Genomic DNA, 17,586 nt, shown 5'->3' with positions numbered 1-17,586 from the left:
TGATTCTTCCCCTAATACTTGAGAAGAAAGAAAAACACGAATCAAGCAATTAATCAAGCAAGAATAACTAATGATTGTAGCACTATTAAACGTAAAATATGAAGGAGTGAAAGGAGAACATATGAAAAGAGATTTAAAATTCCGGAAAGACGGCTCGTTTAAAATCGTTCAACTAACAGATTTGCACATAGGTGCGGATGACGGCAACGAACCGGATAGTAAAACATTCCATCTAATAAATGAAATCATTCAAAATGAAATGCCGGATTTAATTGTAGTTACTGGAGACCTAATTTGGAGTGAGGCCGAGGGGGCAGCTCAAAATTATAGAAGGGTATTGGACCATATCTCTCAATGGGATATTCCGTTTGCTATTGTTTACGGAAATCATGATTCAGAGGCGAATATAACTAGGGAAGAGCTATTCAGGATTCAAGAGGATTATGCGAATTCAATAGCTGAACAAGGACCGAAAGAAATACATGGGATAGGAAATTACGCATTAACAATTCAATCCCGTGAAGGCAAAAAAAGTGAAGCATTGCTGTATTTTCTAGATTCCGGAGCATATGCCCCAAAACATATCGGTGGTTATGAATGGATACATACTGATCAAGTGGGCTGGTTTGTTTCCGAGTCAAAAAAGTATGAGAAATTAATGACCCGGCAACTTCCCGCATTAGCCTTTTTCCATATTCCATTACCTGAATATAAAGAAGTTTTACAGGTCGGAAAAGTATCTGGTAATAAATTGGAGCAAATTACTTCGCCAAACTTTAACAGCGGATTATATACAGCGATCCTCGAAGAAGGTAATGTGATGGGAACTTTTGCGGGTCACGATCACGATAATGACTATTGTGGCGTTTTAAACGATATTTCATTATGTTATGGTCGTATAACTGGGTATAATGTATACGGTTCATTGGAACGTGGAGCTAGAGTAATACGACTATTTGAAGGTGAAAGTCGCTTTGAATCTTGGCTTAGCTTGGCTGGGGGAGAAAACATCTTTTATTATACACATGAGCAAAAAGAAGTAGATACAATTTAAATAGTTTAATAACAGCTTATCAATCATCCCGATAATTTTTTAAAAAATAATTTTAACCATTGGAGGGAAAAAGCATTGAATACAAATACAAAGGAACAAACATATGCAAATTGGCCATTGGACTATGGTGATCCAAACTGGTTTCTGCATGATCGTTTCGGTTTGTTTATCCATTTTGGATTGTATGCTGCAGGTGCACGCCATGAGTGGTTCATGACCCATGAAAAGATCCATCCAGATGTGTACAACAGATATTTTGAGCACTTTGAACCAGACCTATTAGATGCAAGGGTATGGGCACGTGCTGCTAAAAACGCTGGAATGAAATATGTGGTCATTACGACAAAACATCACGAAGGATTTGCTTTATGGGATACAAAGCTAAGTGACTACAAAGTGACTAACACACCGATTAAACGAGATTTATTGCAGGAAATTTTAGCTGCTTTTCGTGAAGAAGGATTAAAGATTGGATTGTATCATTCCTTAATCGATTGGCATCATCCGGAGTTTCCGATTGATGGATTACATCCACAGCGTGATAAACAGGACAATACTGGTCGGAATATGAATAAGTATGTGGATTTTTTGCATGGCCAAGTGACAGAATTATTAACCGAATACGGCCAAATAGATTATTTGTGGTTTGATTTTTCTTATCCGCATCGTGATTGGGAATGGTCTAAAGGGAAAGGTGCGACGGATTGGAAAGCAGCGGAATTAGAAAAACTTGTATTGGATTTGCAGCCCAATATCCTGTTAAATGATCGTCTGGACTTAAATCGTGGGGTAATAACACCTGAGCAGTATCAGCCGAATGAACCTGTTAAGAAGAATGGGCTGCCTGTAATCTGGGAAGCATGCCAAACAATGAACGGGACATGGGGTTATCATCGTGATAATTTGGACTGGAAATCAACAGAGATGTTATTAAAAATGTTAATTGATACCATTTCTAAAGGTGGAAACTTACTGATGAATGTTGGTCCCAATGGACGGGGAGAATTTGATCAGCGTTCCCTGGATCGATTGCATGGAATTGGTGAGTGGATGAGACTGCACGCGCGTTCGATTTATGGGACAACACATAGTGAATATCAAGTCCCAGCTGACTGTCGCTATACACAAAAAGGAAATCGTCTATATCTTCATATCTACTCATGGCCATTTAGGCATGTTCATTTAAAAGGTTTAGCTGGAAAAGTAAAGTATGCGCAACTGCTTCATGATGCATCAGAAGTTTACTTTAGAGTGTTTGATCCTGAAGAAATAATTACAAGTACAGAGACAAAGATTGATAGCAGATCCATTGTGTTGGATCTTCCGGTTCAAAAACCGAATGTAATCGTACCAGTTGTGGAATTGTTTTTAGAGGATTAAAAATAAGCAGGTTGTCCATTGTCGGACAGCCTGCTTTATGCGAACATCGCTGAACCTCGGCCCGAACGCTGAACCCCATGGCAAGAAACCCGAATATAATGGAACGACTAATCACACAAAATTTCTACTTCGTCTGGGCGATAAATAGCAGTAATCTGACCAGCTTTATCGGTTGCGAACATAACGGTTCTCTCAGATTCGAGCGGAAAGGTATAAATCTTGTTCGTCTCAGGATCTTTAATCTTCATGTTGCTATCTTTGCCGAATTCGGAAACAAAAACAAACAAGTATCCATTTGCAAAGGTTAGCTTTCTTCCATAGTTACCTGGAAGATCTCCTTGGAACCACTCAAGATGACGAGAGACTCCAGCTTGCTTTATGGCATACTCATATAATGCAATCATCACTTCACTACGATCATTTAATTCAACTGGTATCGGTGACCAGATCACTTTACCTATTCCATATGTCCTTTCGACTAATGTTTCAGTGTTCCCGGCCGTTAACAATTCCTTTTTTGTATCAGCAATTCTTTCTCCTCCAAAAGAAACTGGATATTGTTTGGCCTGAATTTCCAATAATTCTTCCCGCAGTATGTTTTCTATCCTCGTAGCCCCTATAACATTATCCATTCGCTTCGTTTCATTCCAGTATTCATCTATATTAATGGGACCTGTAAACAATAATGTCATACCCTTTTCTTGTACGTTTTTTAAAATGATCTGCAGTGCTTCATTGCTGAAGTTATGTGCACTTGGTACGACAATTAATTTAGGCGCATCTTTTTCAAGGACATCGAGATGGTATTCACTTATCGCACGGAATGGCAGGTTCATCTCGTATGCTAAGGTTCTCGTAAGCTTTGTTGTTGCATCCAATGCCAGTTTCCGATTGGAGAAGTCATTTGAGTAGGGAAAGACAACTGCAATGTCTTCCAATGCGCGATCATGGAATAAATCCCGTGTTTCATTGACAAATGCACCAAAGTCATAGGATACATTTGTTTCCGGTTTTTCCGTACCATCTGCTCGAATCGCTCCAATGTTAGATTCATTAATATTGTTCATATAGAAGTTTGTGTTCCAAAGCCATTGAACTGCACCTGCGCCACCAGTGGAAAAGGCGTAAGCATATTTACGTTCGAGAATGTTTCTAAGCTCATATTCACTTCTTCTAGCCTGATTATTCGGACTTTCTACATACATGATACCAGTTTCCTGAATCAGATTTGGTTTGTCTGGTGCTTTTGTAAAAATACCATCCCATACAAGTTGGTCCATTAACCACCATGTATGGTTCGTTGTATAATCAACCACTTCACTATAGAACAATGGCGAAGGACGCTGGCCTGCGAGCGCTTCGTCCTGTCCGACAGTAACGAGCTGGTCGGGAGCAATTTTTTTAATTGTATCTGTAAGTTCCTTTACCCATTGATTATGCATATCCATCGTGTACAGTGTGTAGTCGAGCCATTTTAATCCTTTTTTTCCGGTGATCATATCTCTGATTCCAAAATTGATGTCACTGGGTTCAGGTGGCTCGATCGTATCAAACGACGGCAGCTCCTGTGGTGTCATATTCCACTTTTCCTGAAGTGAGCGTATCGATCCATGTCGCCCCTGTAACCATTCTCGATATGCCTTCCGATCATATGGGTCCTGAAGCGGACGCGGTCCAGCAAATGTCTGGTTAGGGTCAAATAAGGATGACTCATTAATTAAATCCCAATGAACATTTGTCGTCTTTGTATGTCTAGAAACAATGGCAGTGATAAATCTTTTCTGTGCTTCTAGGCTCCTTGGATCTAGATATGGATTTTCCCCGCCCCATGTTTCAGGTGTAAAGGAAAAGAAATTAAATGTGACTTCAAGATCATGTTTCCTAGCGCATAAAATGAATGCATCAATTGAACGCAGTATATTTTCATCAACATGTCCATCAATAAACATCATATTACGCCAGGCAGTCCAAATGCCGGTTCGAATGTAATTGATCCCAGCACGTTTCATTTGTGCCATGTCTCGATCCCAAACATGCGGATTGGGCAAGAAAAGAAAATAGCGTGCGACATCTGATGTCATATAAGTCATTCCGACAATCGGCAAGGGACGTCCACCTTTTTCAAAATAGTCTCGACCATATGTTAATGGCTCTCCAGATGCGAGGAGTGTCTTATCCATCCCCCAGAAAGCTTGATGAAGGATGCGCTTTTCACCTGTGCAGGATTCAGCTTCGCATGTAATTGTATATAAGCCAGGACTAATATCTAGTGGCACAATGAAAGAGAGTGAATTTAATTGCTGGGAGGCTTCGATTTTCTCTTTCTTAGAAAAAATTTCCTGATCCACTTGTGTGACATGAAAACTTATTGTCCAATCGGTTATCTCTTTTTTAAATGCCTGTAATTGATACGTTATCTTCGGTCGTTCACCTTCATCATATGTAGCATAGTTTGTTTTCAGCCACATCTCGGTTACCCCGTTTCCAACGAAAGAAGCGAATTCCATTAATGCCTTTGCCCCTTTCTCTGTCCAAAATGCTGCAGTCATTTTTTGGTTAATAAAAAGCCAACGTGCCCCCCTAAATTCACCTTTAGTGTGTTCAATTAACACACCAGGTGCAGCAACTTCCCGTCCAGTTTTTGAAAATCCTTTTAACAAAGGAAAAATATGTGCATCCATTGGACCAGCAGAGCCCATTTCTTCTTCAATCGCACTTGTCTTCGTTACATGTAATATAAAATTGTATGTATCTTCAATGGTGAATAAATCCTCCTTATTACGGAAGACAGGAATGTCCCCATTATGTTGCAAAGAAGTAATCGGTTTGGAATGAACAGGTAAAGCTTCATGGATATTTAATTGCTGATGATAGGCGGTTTGCGATCGCTCCTTTTTCCATTCACCATCTTCCATATAGCAGGGGGTACGAAATGGAATGCCACCGATATGTATCATTTGTTTACCATGCTTGAGGTGATTGAGAATCGCTTGCCAGGCATCTTTAGGGAAGTAAGGGCCATGCAGGCTAACAAAACAATTTACATTATTTCGTGATAGCGCTTTCCTTAACGATGTGGCATTAACAATTTCAGTCCCCTGACGTAAATGTTCTATGAAGGCGTGATTCGGTTTACTGCTATCTAGTGGGAAATTTGAATCGTAAAATATAACGATATTTGACATTGATGAAAAACCTCCATTTGCGATTTATTTATTGATAAAAGCTGATAGTTTCAATTTAATAGTTATGATTTATTATAGCAACTAAAATGTATTTCATTAGTAACAATATATTTACTAAATTAATTAATGAAAATATTACTAAAATAATGTATAATATATATGGAATATAAAAATGAAAGGATGGTAGATATGAAAAAATCAAAATACTATATTTTTATGGTGTTATCTATGATTGTGGTAATGACGCTATCCGCATGTAGTTCAGATTCAAGTGGTAGTAGTGATAAAAAGAATTCAGGTAACGGGGAAGCTTCGGGTGAGCAAGTCCTTAACCTGATTGAAGTAGCTGAAATCCCAACGGGGGACCCGTCACTAGCAACGGATGCTGCCAGCTTTGTTGTGTTTGGACAAACAATGGAAGGTCTTTATGCTATTGGCGAAGATGGTACACCGGTTCCAGCTATTTCAGATGGAGAGCCTGACGTAAGTGAAAATGGAAAGGTTTACAATTTCAAGTTACGTGAGGACGTAGAATGGGCGAACGGCGATCCTGTAACAGCCAATGACTTTGTCTATTCTTGGCAAAGAGCAGTAGATCCTAATACCGGATCTCAATATGCTTACATGTTTTCTGGCATTATTGAAAATGCAACGGAAATTATGGAAGGGGATAAGAAACCAGAGGATTTAAAAATTAAAGCAGTGGACGACTATACATTAAAAGTTACGTTGGAAAGACCGGTCGAATACTTTGATTCTTTATTGGCATTCGGTACATACTTACCGTTAAACGAAGAATTTGTTGAAGAAAAAGGAGAAGCTTTTGGTACGAACAGTGACAATATGCTGGCAAATGGTCCATTTAAATTAACGGAGTGGGATGGGTCCGGATTAACTTGGAAGTATGTTAAAAACGATAATTATTACGATAAAGATAGCGTGCAATTGGATGAAGTAAATGTACAAGTTTCCAAAGAACCAAGCACAGCGGTAAATTTATTTGAAACGGATGAAGTAGATCGAACAGCAGAGTTAAGTGCTGAGTATGCACAGCAATACCAAAATGATGAAAACGCATCCACGTTTAAGGAAGGGAGCACATTTTTCCTTAAATTTAATCAACAACGTGATGGCAAAGATACACCAATGGCCAACAAGAACATTCGTAAAGCATTATCCATGGCATTTGATAAAGAAGCATATGCAGAAACAGTTTTAGCGAATGGATCGGTCCCTATCGGTGGTCTCATTCCTAACGGGTTGGTAAAGAACCCCGATACAGATGAGGACTTCCGAGAAGAAAACGGTAATTTAATGGACTATAATGTTGAAAAGGCGAAGGAATATTGGCAAAAAGGTTTAGAGGAATTAGGTGTGGATGAAATCACGCTCGAACTTTTAAACGATGACAAGGAAAATGCCAAGAAAACCAGTGAATATTTTCAAAACCAATTGCAATCAAATCTTGATGGATTAACAGTGGAAGTAACAAACGTACCATTTAAAGTACTCTTGCAAGAATCGAAGTCCCAAAATTACGACATGGTAATAACCGGGTGGGGACCGGACTATATGGATCCAATGACTTTCCTTGATTTGTTTGTCTCTGACGGTGCAGGAGGACATGCAAGTGATACAAGTTATTCAAATGCAAAATATGATGAATTAATTGATGATGCAAAAGTGAAATATGCAAATGACCCTGCTAATCGCTGGAAAACAATGCTGGAGGCTGAGAAATTGTTAATTGAGGAGGACGCGGTAATTGCACCAATTTATCAACGAGGCAGATTAATTCTCATCAAACCATCTGTGAAAAACTTGAAAGAACACTTATTTGGACCAACCTATTTATTGAAAAATGTTTACATGGAAGATTAAATTTGATGCTTTATTAAGGAGAGGAAAGCGTAAGGTAATAATACGCCTTCTTCTCCAAATTTATACCTTTTTGATTAAAGTTGCATCTATTACACCAGGTTAAGAAAAAATGTGACTATGGTTTGGTTATGATGGAATAAAGTCGCAAACGGATCTCGAAATTTGAAATTAACATATAGGTTAAAACGAGTTGGTAAGTCTTCATCGCCCATGTAAATAAACTTTCTATGAGGCTGTTTATTATCATTTACTAAAAAAACTAATTTTTACACATATTGGGTAAGTAAGCGCTTTTATGTTATGGTGTTAACATATAGATGTATCTATTACGTCAAAAATAGAGAAAAGCATAAGTAGCACTTGTTGAGATTTAATCTGCTAATATGTAGATTGGTTTTTCGCATTTCTTTGCTCTTTTAACTTCAGAGAATAAATATCAGCAATGTGTTGCATAAGGGGGAGAAACGATAATGTTAGCTTTAAATGGTGTATTGGGATGGATTTATGGTTTGGGAAATTGGCTGGCAAAAATGATGTATCTACATATTCTTTGGACGCTATTTACAATCGCAGGGCTAGGTGTATTCGGCATACTACCAGCAACATCTGCCATGTTTTCAGTTATTAACAAATGGTTTGAAGATGGTTTTGACGCGCCAATATTTAAAACGTTTTTAACCACTTATAAAAAAGAGTTCTTTAAATCAAATGCACTTGGAATTCTATTGATAGGCTTAGGCATATTTTTATATATGGATATGGGAATTTCAAAACAGTTCATTCAGTCCTTTTCTATCCATATTATTTTGTTAGTTGTTATTTTTCTTTACATTATTACGCTCCTATACTTTTTCTCTGTTTTTGTACGCTACGATTTAACATTCTTTTATTACTTTAAACAATCTTTCCTCATGGCATTGGCTAGACCTTTTGAGACAATAGCGATGTTGATCTGTATGCTAATATTATATTATTTATTTAGTTATGTACCAGTCTTGTCGGTTTTTGTAGGATCATCACTTATTGCTTTTCCACTAGCATGGTTTGCGCGCAGTGCCTTTGTTAAAGTGGAGGAAAAAATTGCTGGTTGAATATAAATACTCAAGTGATAAAAGGGGATGGGGTCTTGAGTATGTTTCATAGAATGAAATCGAAGCTTTTATATAAATATATTATCTCCTATTTATTGATCTTTCTTATTCCGTTTTTAATAATGAGTGGAATTATTTATTATAATTCTGTCTCAAGCCTACGTCAGCAAATCGAACAATCCAACCTAAGCAAATTGGAACAGGTAAAAAAAATAACGGATGAACGTATGAATGTATTGGAAACATTGGCAGCGAGAATATCATATGATCCTCGTCTGACACCTTATATGATGAGCCAAGACTATACTAGTGGAGAAGCAATAGAAGAACTAAAGAAATATAAAGCAAATAGTCCCATCATTGACGAAATATTTGTGTATTACCATCATGATAATACACTCTATTCATCCAGTGGATCCTATTCCATTGATGCTTTATTACAAAAAAAATATAGATTTAATAATTGGGAAAAAGAACAGATCGAGCGAGATCTCCATAGTAAACTACCATTAGTAAAGCCTGCTGAAAACGTAATCGTTAACAATAACAATGACAAGCGAGTTATTGCCTATTTATTTCCGATCGCTCCAAATAACCCATCGCCCTATGGAACGGTTATGTATTTTATTGAGGAAGCAGAGATAAAAGATCTTATTGAAGATATACTAGGTGAATTTGATGGAAATGCCTACATATTAAATGGTAATGATGAGCAGGTAGCAGCAACTATTCATGATGAAGAAATTAGTGATGAGCAGGTAGCTTCCTTGGTTAACGATAATAAGGGAATTGATAATCTCGACATAAACGGGAAGAATTATTCCCATGCTTCTGTTACATCTGACGTTAGTGGCTGGACATTTACAACCATTATGAATACAGATCAGTTTTTTGAGAAACTGGAACAGACAAAAAGATTAATTATTATGATGCTGTTAGCACTTTTTATTTTGGGATTTAGTATTGCTGTACTGTTAGGAAGAAGGCAATATAAGCCAATCCGAAATTTGTTTAAAATCATAAGCAGTAGACATATCAATGGTTATGAAAGTGAAAATGAATTAGAAACGATACAGAATACGGTTTCAAATGTATTCAAAGACTATCAGACTATCAATGAAGCAATGTACCTGCAAAAGCCATTTGCCAGGGATCAATTACTTGTTAGACTGTTGAAAGGGGATATCAAGGATAATCAAGAAATAGAGACGTTGTTAGATGCGTTAAATGTTCAAATGCGGGATGGGCCATTTTTCGTTGCGATCGTCTATTTTGAAAGTGGTACCTTTAAAGAAACTAATATTACAGCTAGGGATAAAGTTTTTGAAACGCTGTCACGTATTTCGCTCCCAGAAGTCACCGCATATGGTATTGATTTATTATATAATGATGCGATTGCCCTGGTTGTTAGTATTGATCAAGGAAAAGATAATACGGATAAACAGCGTCACGTAGCTATTTCTGGGATACAACAGTATATTCATCACAAGTTATTAATGAATCCTACGATAGGAGTGGGGACGTTATGTAACGAAAAGAAGTTGATTAACCGTTCTTATATAGAAGCGCTTGCTGCAATGGAATATAAGTCGATAAATCCTCAGGGAAGTATCATTTATTTTGACGATATTAGCTTACAGCCTGAGCGGGCGCTTGGCTATCCAAAAGAAGAACAAATAAAACTTGTCCAAAGTTTAAAACAAGGTGATCAGATCGTGGCTGAAGAAACGCTACGTAATATGTTTACGATGCTAGCCACTAAGAATTTATCCATTCAAGTTTCCAAACTTATTTATTTTGATATCATCAATACGATTGTCAAAACAGTTACTGAGCTAGGTTTAGATGGTTATATTCATAACTTTAAACAAATTGTTGATTTTAATTCTACCGAACAATTACAGGCACAACTTCAAACAGTAATCATTGGAGTTTGTAAAGCGGTGTCCGATAAAAAAGAAAGTCATAATGACAGATTAAGAAAGGATATAATAGCATATATCAAACAAAACTATGATTTGTATGAGCTGTCTTTGGAAAAAATAGCCGTTGAATTTCAATTATCTATATCCTATATCAGTCGATTTATAAAAGATCAAACCGGTGTTACTTTCACACAATATTTACAAGATCTTCGCATTGCACATGTAAAGAAACAATTGACAGAGAGTGATCAATCTATCAAGCAAATTGTGATGGAAGTTGGTTATAAAGATGTTGCAAATTTCACGCGTAAATTCAAGAAAATTGTAGGCATCACACCGGGGCAGTATCGAACATTACACAAATAAAATTACCTCTTTCCATATCCCTCGTAAAAATGCGGGGGATATTTTGGTTGATTGAAGCCGTGATAGAAAGGTTTGTAAGGATTATTGTAATAATATACATATAAGAACAAATTTGACATATCGCAATACATTGAAGGCGATACCACATATGCAAAAACAATGTAAGTGATTCGATTATGACAATTTTTAGTGAAATTAACATATTGATTATGTTTTCTGAAAAATATAGAATGTAAGCAGTTACAAGAGAGGGGGAAGCAAATGATATGAGTTCAAGTACAGCAACGGCTCTTTCTAATGAAGAAGAGAAAATGGATTCGGCAAATATGAATCCCATCCCAAAGAACAAGAAACCAAAAAGGAACAGAAAGATTCTACAGAATTGGCAACTCTACATATTTATACTCCCAGCATTTTTGTATTTTTTTATTTTCCATTACATTCCAATGTATGGCGTGCAAATTGCATTTAAAGATTTTATTCCATCTAAAGGAATATGGGGGAGTGAATGGGTAGGGCTGGAACATTTTAAACGATTTTTCGATTCCTATTATTTCTGGGACTTAATCAAGAACACACTGGGAATCAGTGTATATGAATTAGTCGTCGGGTTTCCTTTACCTATTATATTAGCATTAGCAATAAACGAAGCGAAAGATGGATTATACAAAAAAACGGTACAAACTGTAACATACGCACCACATTTTATTTCGGTTGTAGTAATGGCAGGAATGATTATTGCCTTCCTATCACCTGCAACAGGTATTATAAACCACGGTCTTGGGCTTTTAGGTATTGATCCCATTCCATTTATGAGTGATCCAAAATGGTTTAAGACGGTGTATGTGTTCTCAGGTGTATGGCAAAGTACCGGGTGGGGGACAATTATTTATCTCGCAGCACTCTCGGGTGTTGATCCACAGCATCATGAAGCAGCAATCGTTGACGGGGCAACACGATTACAACGAATCTGGTATATAAATATTCCAGCACTTGTGCCTACGATGGTGATCTTATTGATCATGAATGTCGGCAATATTATGGCCCTTGGGTTTGAAAAAATATTACTGTTACAAAATCCGCTGAATATGGAATCGTCAAATGTGATTGCAACATTTGTTTATCAGGCTGGTTTGTTGGATGCACAGTATAGCTTTGCGGCAGCTGTTGGTCTGTTCAATTCAGTTATTAATGCTATTTTACTTATTACTGTGAACCAAATTGCGAAAAAAACTTCGGAAACAAGTCTATGGTAAGGGAGGATCGTTTATGAATACAGCTATAAGTGAAACAAAGACAGATAAAATGATTAAAACTTTTATTTACATTTTTCTTAGCTTGGCGTTAATAGGCGTTCTTTATCCTGTCATCTACATCATTAGTGCATCCATTAGTAATCCGGCAGATGTAAACTCAGGAAAAATGTGGCTCTTTCCGAAAGGAATTACATTGGAAGGTTACAAGATTATCTTTGAAAATAGCGATATATGGAGAGGTTACCTTAATACTATTTTTTATACTGTGCTAGGTACGTCAATTAATCTTGCAGTTACCATACCTGCAGCATATGCGCTATCACGAAAAGATCTTGTGGGTAGAAATCTTTTAATGGGGATATTTGTATTAACGATGTTTTTTAGTGGCGGTTTGATACCGACGTACTTGGTGGTGAAAAGCTTAGGGATGATCGATACAATTTGGGCATTGGTCTTACCTAATGCTGCCGCGGTGTGGAATATCGTTATTGCACGTGTCTTCTTTCAGTCAAGCGTGCCAGTGGAATTGGAAGAATCAGCAAAAATTGATGGGGCATCTAATTTTAAGATATTTTTCAAAATTATTCTACCATTATCTGCTCCAATAATTGCTGTTATGGCATTGTTTTATGGTGTTGGTCACTGGAATGAATATTTTAATGCATTAATATATTTGTCTGACAAGGCAAAGTTTCCACTTCAACTGGTCTTAAGGGAAATTCTTGTATTGCAGGAAATGACAACAGAGAATACCCAAATTTCAGGTAGTATGGCCGAAGCTATGCACAGTAAGCAGCAACTAGCAGCCATTATAAAATATGGTGTCATGATCGTATCTACCTTGCCGATCATTGTGGCATATCCATTCCTACAACGGCACTTTGTTCAGGGCGTTATGATCGGATCACTTAAAGGATAAATTTGGATAATAGAAATCCGGTGATTATAAGGGAGGTGTGATTTAACTTTTTTACACTAACAAGATGGAATGAACATAAATAAAAGAGGGGGAGTTCATACGATGAATAGAACGTTTAAATTACTGTTAACTGCTATTGTCGCATTATTATTATTAGCAGCATGTGGATCAGATGATGAGAAGGTCAATAAGGAGGCCTCCAAAGCGGCGAATGCTGAAGTGAATAAAGAGGGATTTCCGATAGTTGATGAGGAGATAGAGTTAACCATGATGGCACCAGGAGTTGGGATAGAAGAGTGGAAAAACATGGAGACGCTAAAAGCGTATGCGGATATGACCAATATCCAATTTAAATATGTGACACCACCATCTGATGATTTTCAAACAAAGTTAAATTTAGCGTTTGCTAGTGGAGATGTGGGTGACATCATTTATGGAGCAGGAACAAGTGATTTAACTCCCGCCATGGAAGTGGATTATGGGCAACAGGATGTATTAGTTCCATTGGAAAAACTGATTGAAGAACATGCGCCTAACCTAAAGAAATTATTAGAAGAAAGACCAGATGTGAAAAAGTCAATAACGACGGTTGATGGGCATATCTATTCCCTGCCGGTAGTTAATGCAGAAACAGAAGGAACAACAGCAAGTTGGGCTACTGGACCGCTATGGTATAACGGGAAATGGTTAGATGAATTAGGTGTGAAAGAATTACCTAAAACGACAGATGAGTTTTATAAACTATTAAAACGGTTTAAGGATGAAGATCCGAACGGAAATGGTGAGGCAGATGAAATACCGTTACTTGATGTGAAAATGAATAGTTCCCGTCCATGGTTAATGGCTGCATTTGGCATGAAGGAGTGGGGAATTGAAGAGAATGATGGACAGGTCAGATATACGCCAATAGAACCTGAATATAAAGATTACCTAACCTATATGAATAAGCTTTATGAAGAGAAATTACTAGACCCGGAAACATTCTCACAATCAGATGAACAGAAAAAAGCAAAAGGGGAAGATAATCGGATAGGCGTATTTCCAGATTGGTTTTCCTATTTTACAACGGGAGAGCCTGAAGAAGATGCAGTGAACAATCCGATGTTTTATCCACTGACAACGGATGAATCCAAAGAACCGATTGTACCGATTAGCACTGGTATGACAAGGGGTGCCTTTTCAATCACTGAGAATAACCCAAACCCGGAAGCATCGATTCGTTGGATAGATTATTTCTATTCGGAAGAAGGTGGCGCATTTTTGAATCAGGGTCCAGAAGGCTTTCTTTGGGAATGGGATGACAAAGAAGCAGGAACGAAGAAAAAAAATGACCTTCCGGATGGATATGACTCATCAGAAGATTACAGGGCAACATTAACACCAGATTACGGTATTGCGGCTCCTGCTCTAAAAGTTGAAACAGATGTGTATGGAGATAAAACGAAATTTGAAGACTTTATAGCTTCAGAAATAGAAAACAAAATTGCGCCGTTTGGTGAAGTTCCATTTCCACTTGTTTACTTAACAACGGATGAACAGAAGGAAGTTAATACCATAGAAGTAGATTTAGAATCTTATGTTGAGCAAATGGAAGCAAAGTTCATTACTGGGGTTGAGCCGTTATCAAATTGGGACAATTATGTAGAAACAATTAAAAAAATGAATATTGAAAAATATATTGAAATTAATCAAGCAGCTTATGACCGCTGGGCAGAAAGTGATTAATCAACATAATAAAAATATGGTTCGTATTTACGATCTAACCGTATGAAATCAAAACGCTTTTAGTAGAATTCGGAGGGTGAGTATTGGAATACAAAAAGAAAGTCCATATTATTTCTCATACACATTGGGACAGGGAGTGGTATCTGCCATATGAGAAACACCATGTTTTACTCATGAAATTAATGGATCAGCTGTTAGATACACTTGAAAAAGAGCCAGATTATAAAAGTTTTCATTTGGATGGACAAACCATCATTTTAGATGATTATTTACAAATTCGTCCCGAAATGAAAGATAAGCTTCAGAAATTTATCCAAGAAGGCAGAATCAAAATTGGTCCCTGGTATATTTTACAGGATGAATTTCTGACAAGCAGCGAGGCGAATGTTCGTAATTTGCAATATGGCATGAAGGATGCGGCAAAATGGGGTGGCGGGATCTCGAAAATTGGCTATTTCCCTGATTCATTTGGAAATATTGGACAGGCACCTCAAATACTGAAGCAAGCAGGTATTAACAATGCAATTTTCGGAAGAGGGGTAAAGCCCACTGGATTTAATAATACGGTGAGTGAAGCAGAAAATTATGAGTCACCATACTCCGAAATGCAATGGAAAGCACCCGATGGCTCATCCGTTCTGGGTATCTTATTTGCAAATTGGTATTGCAATGGAAATGAGATTCCGACAGATGAAGTAGAAGCAGAGAAATATTGGGAAGCGCACATCGCTTCTCTGGAAAAATATGCATCTTCGCCACATATGCTTATGATGAATGGTTGTGACCATCAGCCAATCCAAACCGATTTACCTGAGGCCATTCGAACAGCAGAGAAGCTATATCAAAATATCGACTTTGTTCATTCAAACTTCAGTGATTATATTGCCGAACTTTCCAAGTCACTTCCTGTAGATTTAAAAGTGGTTAATGGTGAGTTGCGCAGTCAGCAGACAGATGGTTGGGGAACACTCGTTAATACAGCTTCTTCACGTGTCTATATTAAACAGATGAATCAGCAATGCCAAACATTACTTGAAAAAGTAGCAGAACCGCTCGCCACTTTTGCTTACTTATATGGAGAAGATTATAATCATGATTTATTTGCATATGCCTGGAAGACATTGATGCAAAATCATCCACATGACAGCATTTGTGGTTGTAGTGTGGACGAGGTACATCGCGGAATGGTTACACGCTTTGAGAAAAGCAAACATGTTACTGAAATGCTTATTGATGATAGTTTAGCAGCGATTTCGAAACAGATTGACACGACAGGCTTTGAAAAATGGGGAGAAGATGTACTGCCATTTGCTGTATATAACACGACAGGAGCCAGTCGTACTGGAGCTGTTTCAATCACACTGGACATCAAAAGAGCCTATTTTTCAGACGGTGTAAATAAACAAGAACTGAAGGAATTCTCGCTAGGTGATCGGATGCTGGTTGATGAAACAGGCAAGCAATTCAGCTGTCAGGCAGAAGATCTGGGTATTGCATTTGATTATGATTTGCCCAATGATAAATTTCGTCAGCCTTATATGGCACGTAGAGTTCACCTAACATTTGAAGCGGAAGAAATCCCAGCTTCAGGCTATAAAACATATGCATGGGTTCCTGCTTTAGGGGCAAACAAGGAAGGTTCATTGATTCATAGCAATAATGAAATGGAAAACAGGTATTTAAACGTAAAAATTGCGAAAAATGGTGCTTTAACGATCACGGATAAAGCTAGCGGATATACATTCGAAGAACTTTGCGTGTATGAAGATACAGGGGACATCGGCAATGAATATATGTATAAGCAACCAGATGGTGAAACAGCGCTCACAACAAAAGATTTAACAGCGAAGATAACCGTGGTAGATGATACACCATTCCAGGCCACTTTTGAAATTATTCATGAGTGGGAGATTCCTGCAAGTGGATCAGACTTACTGGAAAAAGAGCAGCAGGAAGTTGTCTGGTTTACAGGAAGGAAATCAGGACGCAGTGAAGAAAAAATCCCTATCACCATTAAAACACGTGTTACATTAGAAAAGAATGGAAGCGGTCTAAACGTTGAGACTTCCTATAACAATCAGGCTAAAGATCATCGTTTACGGGCATTATTTCCAACAAATATTGTAACCGAATCACATACGGCAGATTCTGTTTTTGAAGTGGTAGAGCGCTATAATGAGCCTGCAGCGGAATGGAAGAATCCGGATCATTCCCAGCATCAGCAAGCATTTGTTGATGTGAGTAATGATACAACTGGCTTAACCATTTCTAATCAAGGATTAAATGAATATGAGATCTTACGGGATGGTCAAAATACCATTGCATTGACACTGTTACGGGCTGTTGGTGAAATGGGGGACTGGGGCCACTTTACGACTCCCGAGGCACAATGTTTAGGGGAGCATACGGTTTCGTTTAGAATTTATCCGCATCAGGGGAACTGTGCCAAATCAGAAAGTTACCAAGATGCATACCAATTTCAAGTGCCATGGTCAGTGAAGCAATTGCCTGTACAAGCAGGGCCGCTACCATCTACGCATGGATTTGTTCAATGGAAGTCTGACAATCTTATATTATCATCGCTGAAAGTTGCCGAGGGGTCGGAAGATGTGATGGTCCGCTGGTTTAACATGGCAGATGGTGAGGAAACACTTACGGCCCAATCACCGGCCAATTGCCGTGATGCTTATATCAGTAATGTTATTGAACAAAGAGTAGCATCATTTCCCGCTGATCAAAAAGAAATTCAATATCCCGTCCAGAAATACGAAATCGTGTCGATTGGATTTGAAAAAGAATAATAC

Annotated in this window: 10 protein-coding genes; 9 read left to right on the top strand and 1 reads right to left on the bottom strand. The window is 37.8% G+C overall.

Annotated elements, in window-relative coordinates:
* The first annotated feature begins 121 nt into the window (after nt 1-121).
* Nucleotides 122-1,054: a metallophosphoesterase family protein gene (locus JOC34_RS11610; RefSeq protein WP_205136931.1), complete on the top strand. Its 933-nt coding sequence runs from the start codon at nt 122-124 to the stop codon at nt 1,052-1,054.
* A gap of 75 nt (nt 1,055-1,129) precedes the next feature.
* A complete protein-coding gene (locus JOC34_RS11605) occupies nt 1,130-2,434 on the top strand; it encodes an alpha-L-fucosidase (protein WP_239544334.1) in 1,305 nt (434 codons plus the stop codon).
* Between the two features lie 107 nt (nt 2,435-2,541).
* Here the strand turns inward: JOC34_RS11605 and JOC34_RS11600 are convergent, their stop codons facing one another.
* The gene (locus JOC34_RS11600) at nt 2,542-5,619 is read right to left on the bottom strand and encodes a beta-galactosidase (protein WP_205136930.1); all 3,078 of its coding nucleotides are present in this window, start codon (nt 5,617-5,619) and stop codon (nt 2,542-2,544) included.
* A 189-nt stretch (nt 5,620-5,808) separates the two neighbouring features.
* Here JOC34_RS11600 and JOC34_RS11595 point away from each other — a divergent pair, with 189 nt between their 5' ends.
* From JOC34_RS11595 to JOC34_RS11565, 7 genes are all read left to right on the top strand, one after another.
* Nucleotides 5,809-7,500: a peptide ABC transporter substrate-binding protein gene (locus JOC34_RS11595; protein WP_205136929.1), complete on the top strand. Its 1,692-nt coding sequence runs from the start codon at nt 5,809-5,811 to the stop codon at nt 7,498-7,500.
* 470 nt (nt 7,501-7,970) lie between these two features.
* Nucleotides 7,971-8,591 (top strand): YesL family protein, encoded by a 621-nt coding sequence (locus tag JOC34_RS11590; RefSeq protein WP_205136928.1) that lies wholly within the window; start codon nt 7,971-7,973, stop codon nt 8,589-8,591.
* A 41-nt stretch (nt 8,592-8,632) separates the two neighbouring features.
* Nucleotides 8,633-10,882 carry a helix-turn-helix domain-containing protein gene (locus JOC34_RS11585; RefSeq protein WP_239544350.1) on the top strand — a complete coding sequence of 750 codons (2,250 nt, stop codon included), beginning with the start codon at nt 8,633-8,635 and terminating at the stop codon, nt 10,880-10,882.
* 266 nt (nt 10,883-11,148) lie between these two features.
* A complete protein-coding gene (locus tag JOC34_RS11580; protein ID WP_420856136.1) occupies nt 11,149-12,138 on the top strand; it encodes an ABC transporter permease in 990 nt (329 codons plus the stop codon).
* Nucleotides 12,139-12,151: 13 nt separating this feature from the next.
* Nucleotides 12,152-13,057, top strand: a complete 906-nt coding sequence (locus tag JOC34_RS11575) for a carbohydrate ABC transporter permease (protein ID WP_205136926.1) — start codon at nt 12,152-12,154, stop codon at nt 13,055-13,057.
* A gap of 102 nt (nt 13,058-13,159) precedes the next feature.
* Nucleotides 13,160-14,782, top strand: coding sequence for an extracellular solute-binding protein (locus JOC34_RS11570; protein ID WP_239544333.1), 1,623 nt, complete (start codon nt 13,160-13,162; stop codon nt 14,780-14,782).
* An 83-nt stretch (nt 14,783-14,865) separates the two neighbouring features.
* A complete protein-coding gene (locus tag JOC34_RS11565) occupies nt 14,866-17,583 on the top strand; it encodes an alpha-mannosidase (protein WP_205136924.1) in 2,718 nt (905 codons plus the stop codon).
* The last annotated feature ends 3 nt before the right edge of the window (nt 17,584-17,586 follow it).

The sequence above is a fragment of the Virgibacillus halotolerans genome, assembly GCF_016908515.1.
Lineage (GTDB): Bacteria > Bacillota > Bacilli > Bacillales > Amphibacillaceae > Virgibacillus_M > Virgibacillus_M halotolerans.
The sequence above is the reverse complement of the archived record's forward strand: the minus strand, read 5'-3'. Positions and strand labels throughout refer to the sequence as shown.

Bases quoted from the DNA above. Each gene is read 5' to 3' on its own strand.
- JOC34_RS11610 (WP_205136931.1), top strand. From the start codon at position 122: ATGAAAAGAGATTTAAAATTCCGGAAAGACGGCTCGTTTAAAATCGTT.
- JOC34_RS11600 (WP_205136930.1), bottom strand. From the start codon at position 5,619: ATGTCAAATATCGTTATATTTTACGATTCAAATTTCCCACTAGATAGC.
- JOC34_RS11595 (WP_205136929.1), top strand. From the start codon at position 5,809: ATGAAAAAATCAAAATACTATATTTTTATGGTGTTATCTATGATTGTG.
- JOC34_RS11590 (WP_205136928.1), top strand. From the start codon at position 7,971: ATGTTAGCTTTAAATGGTGTATTGGGATGGATTTATGGTTTGGGAAAT.
- JOC34_RS11585 (WP_239544350.1), top strand. From the start codon at position 8,633: ATGTTTCATAGAATGAAATCGAAGCTTTTATATAAATATATTATCTCC.
- JOC34_RS11580 (WP_420856136.1), top strand. From the start codon at position 11,149: ATGAGTTCAAGTACAGCAACGGCTCTTTCTAATGAAGAAGAGAAAATG.
- JOC34_RS11575 (WP_205136926.1), top strand. From the start codon at position 12,152: ATGAATACAGCTATAAGTGAAACAAAGACAGATAAAATGATTAAAACT.
- JOC34_RS11570 (WP_239544333.1), top strand. From the start codon at position 13,160: ATGAATAGAACGTTTAAATTACTGTTAACTGCTATTGTCGCATTATTA.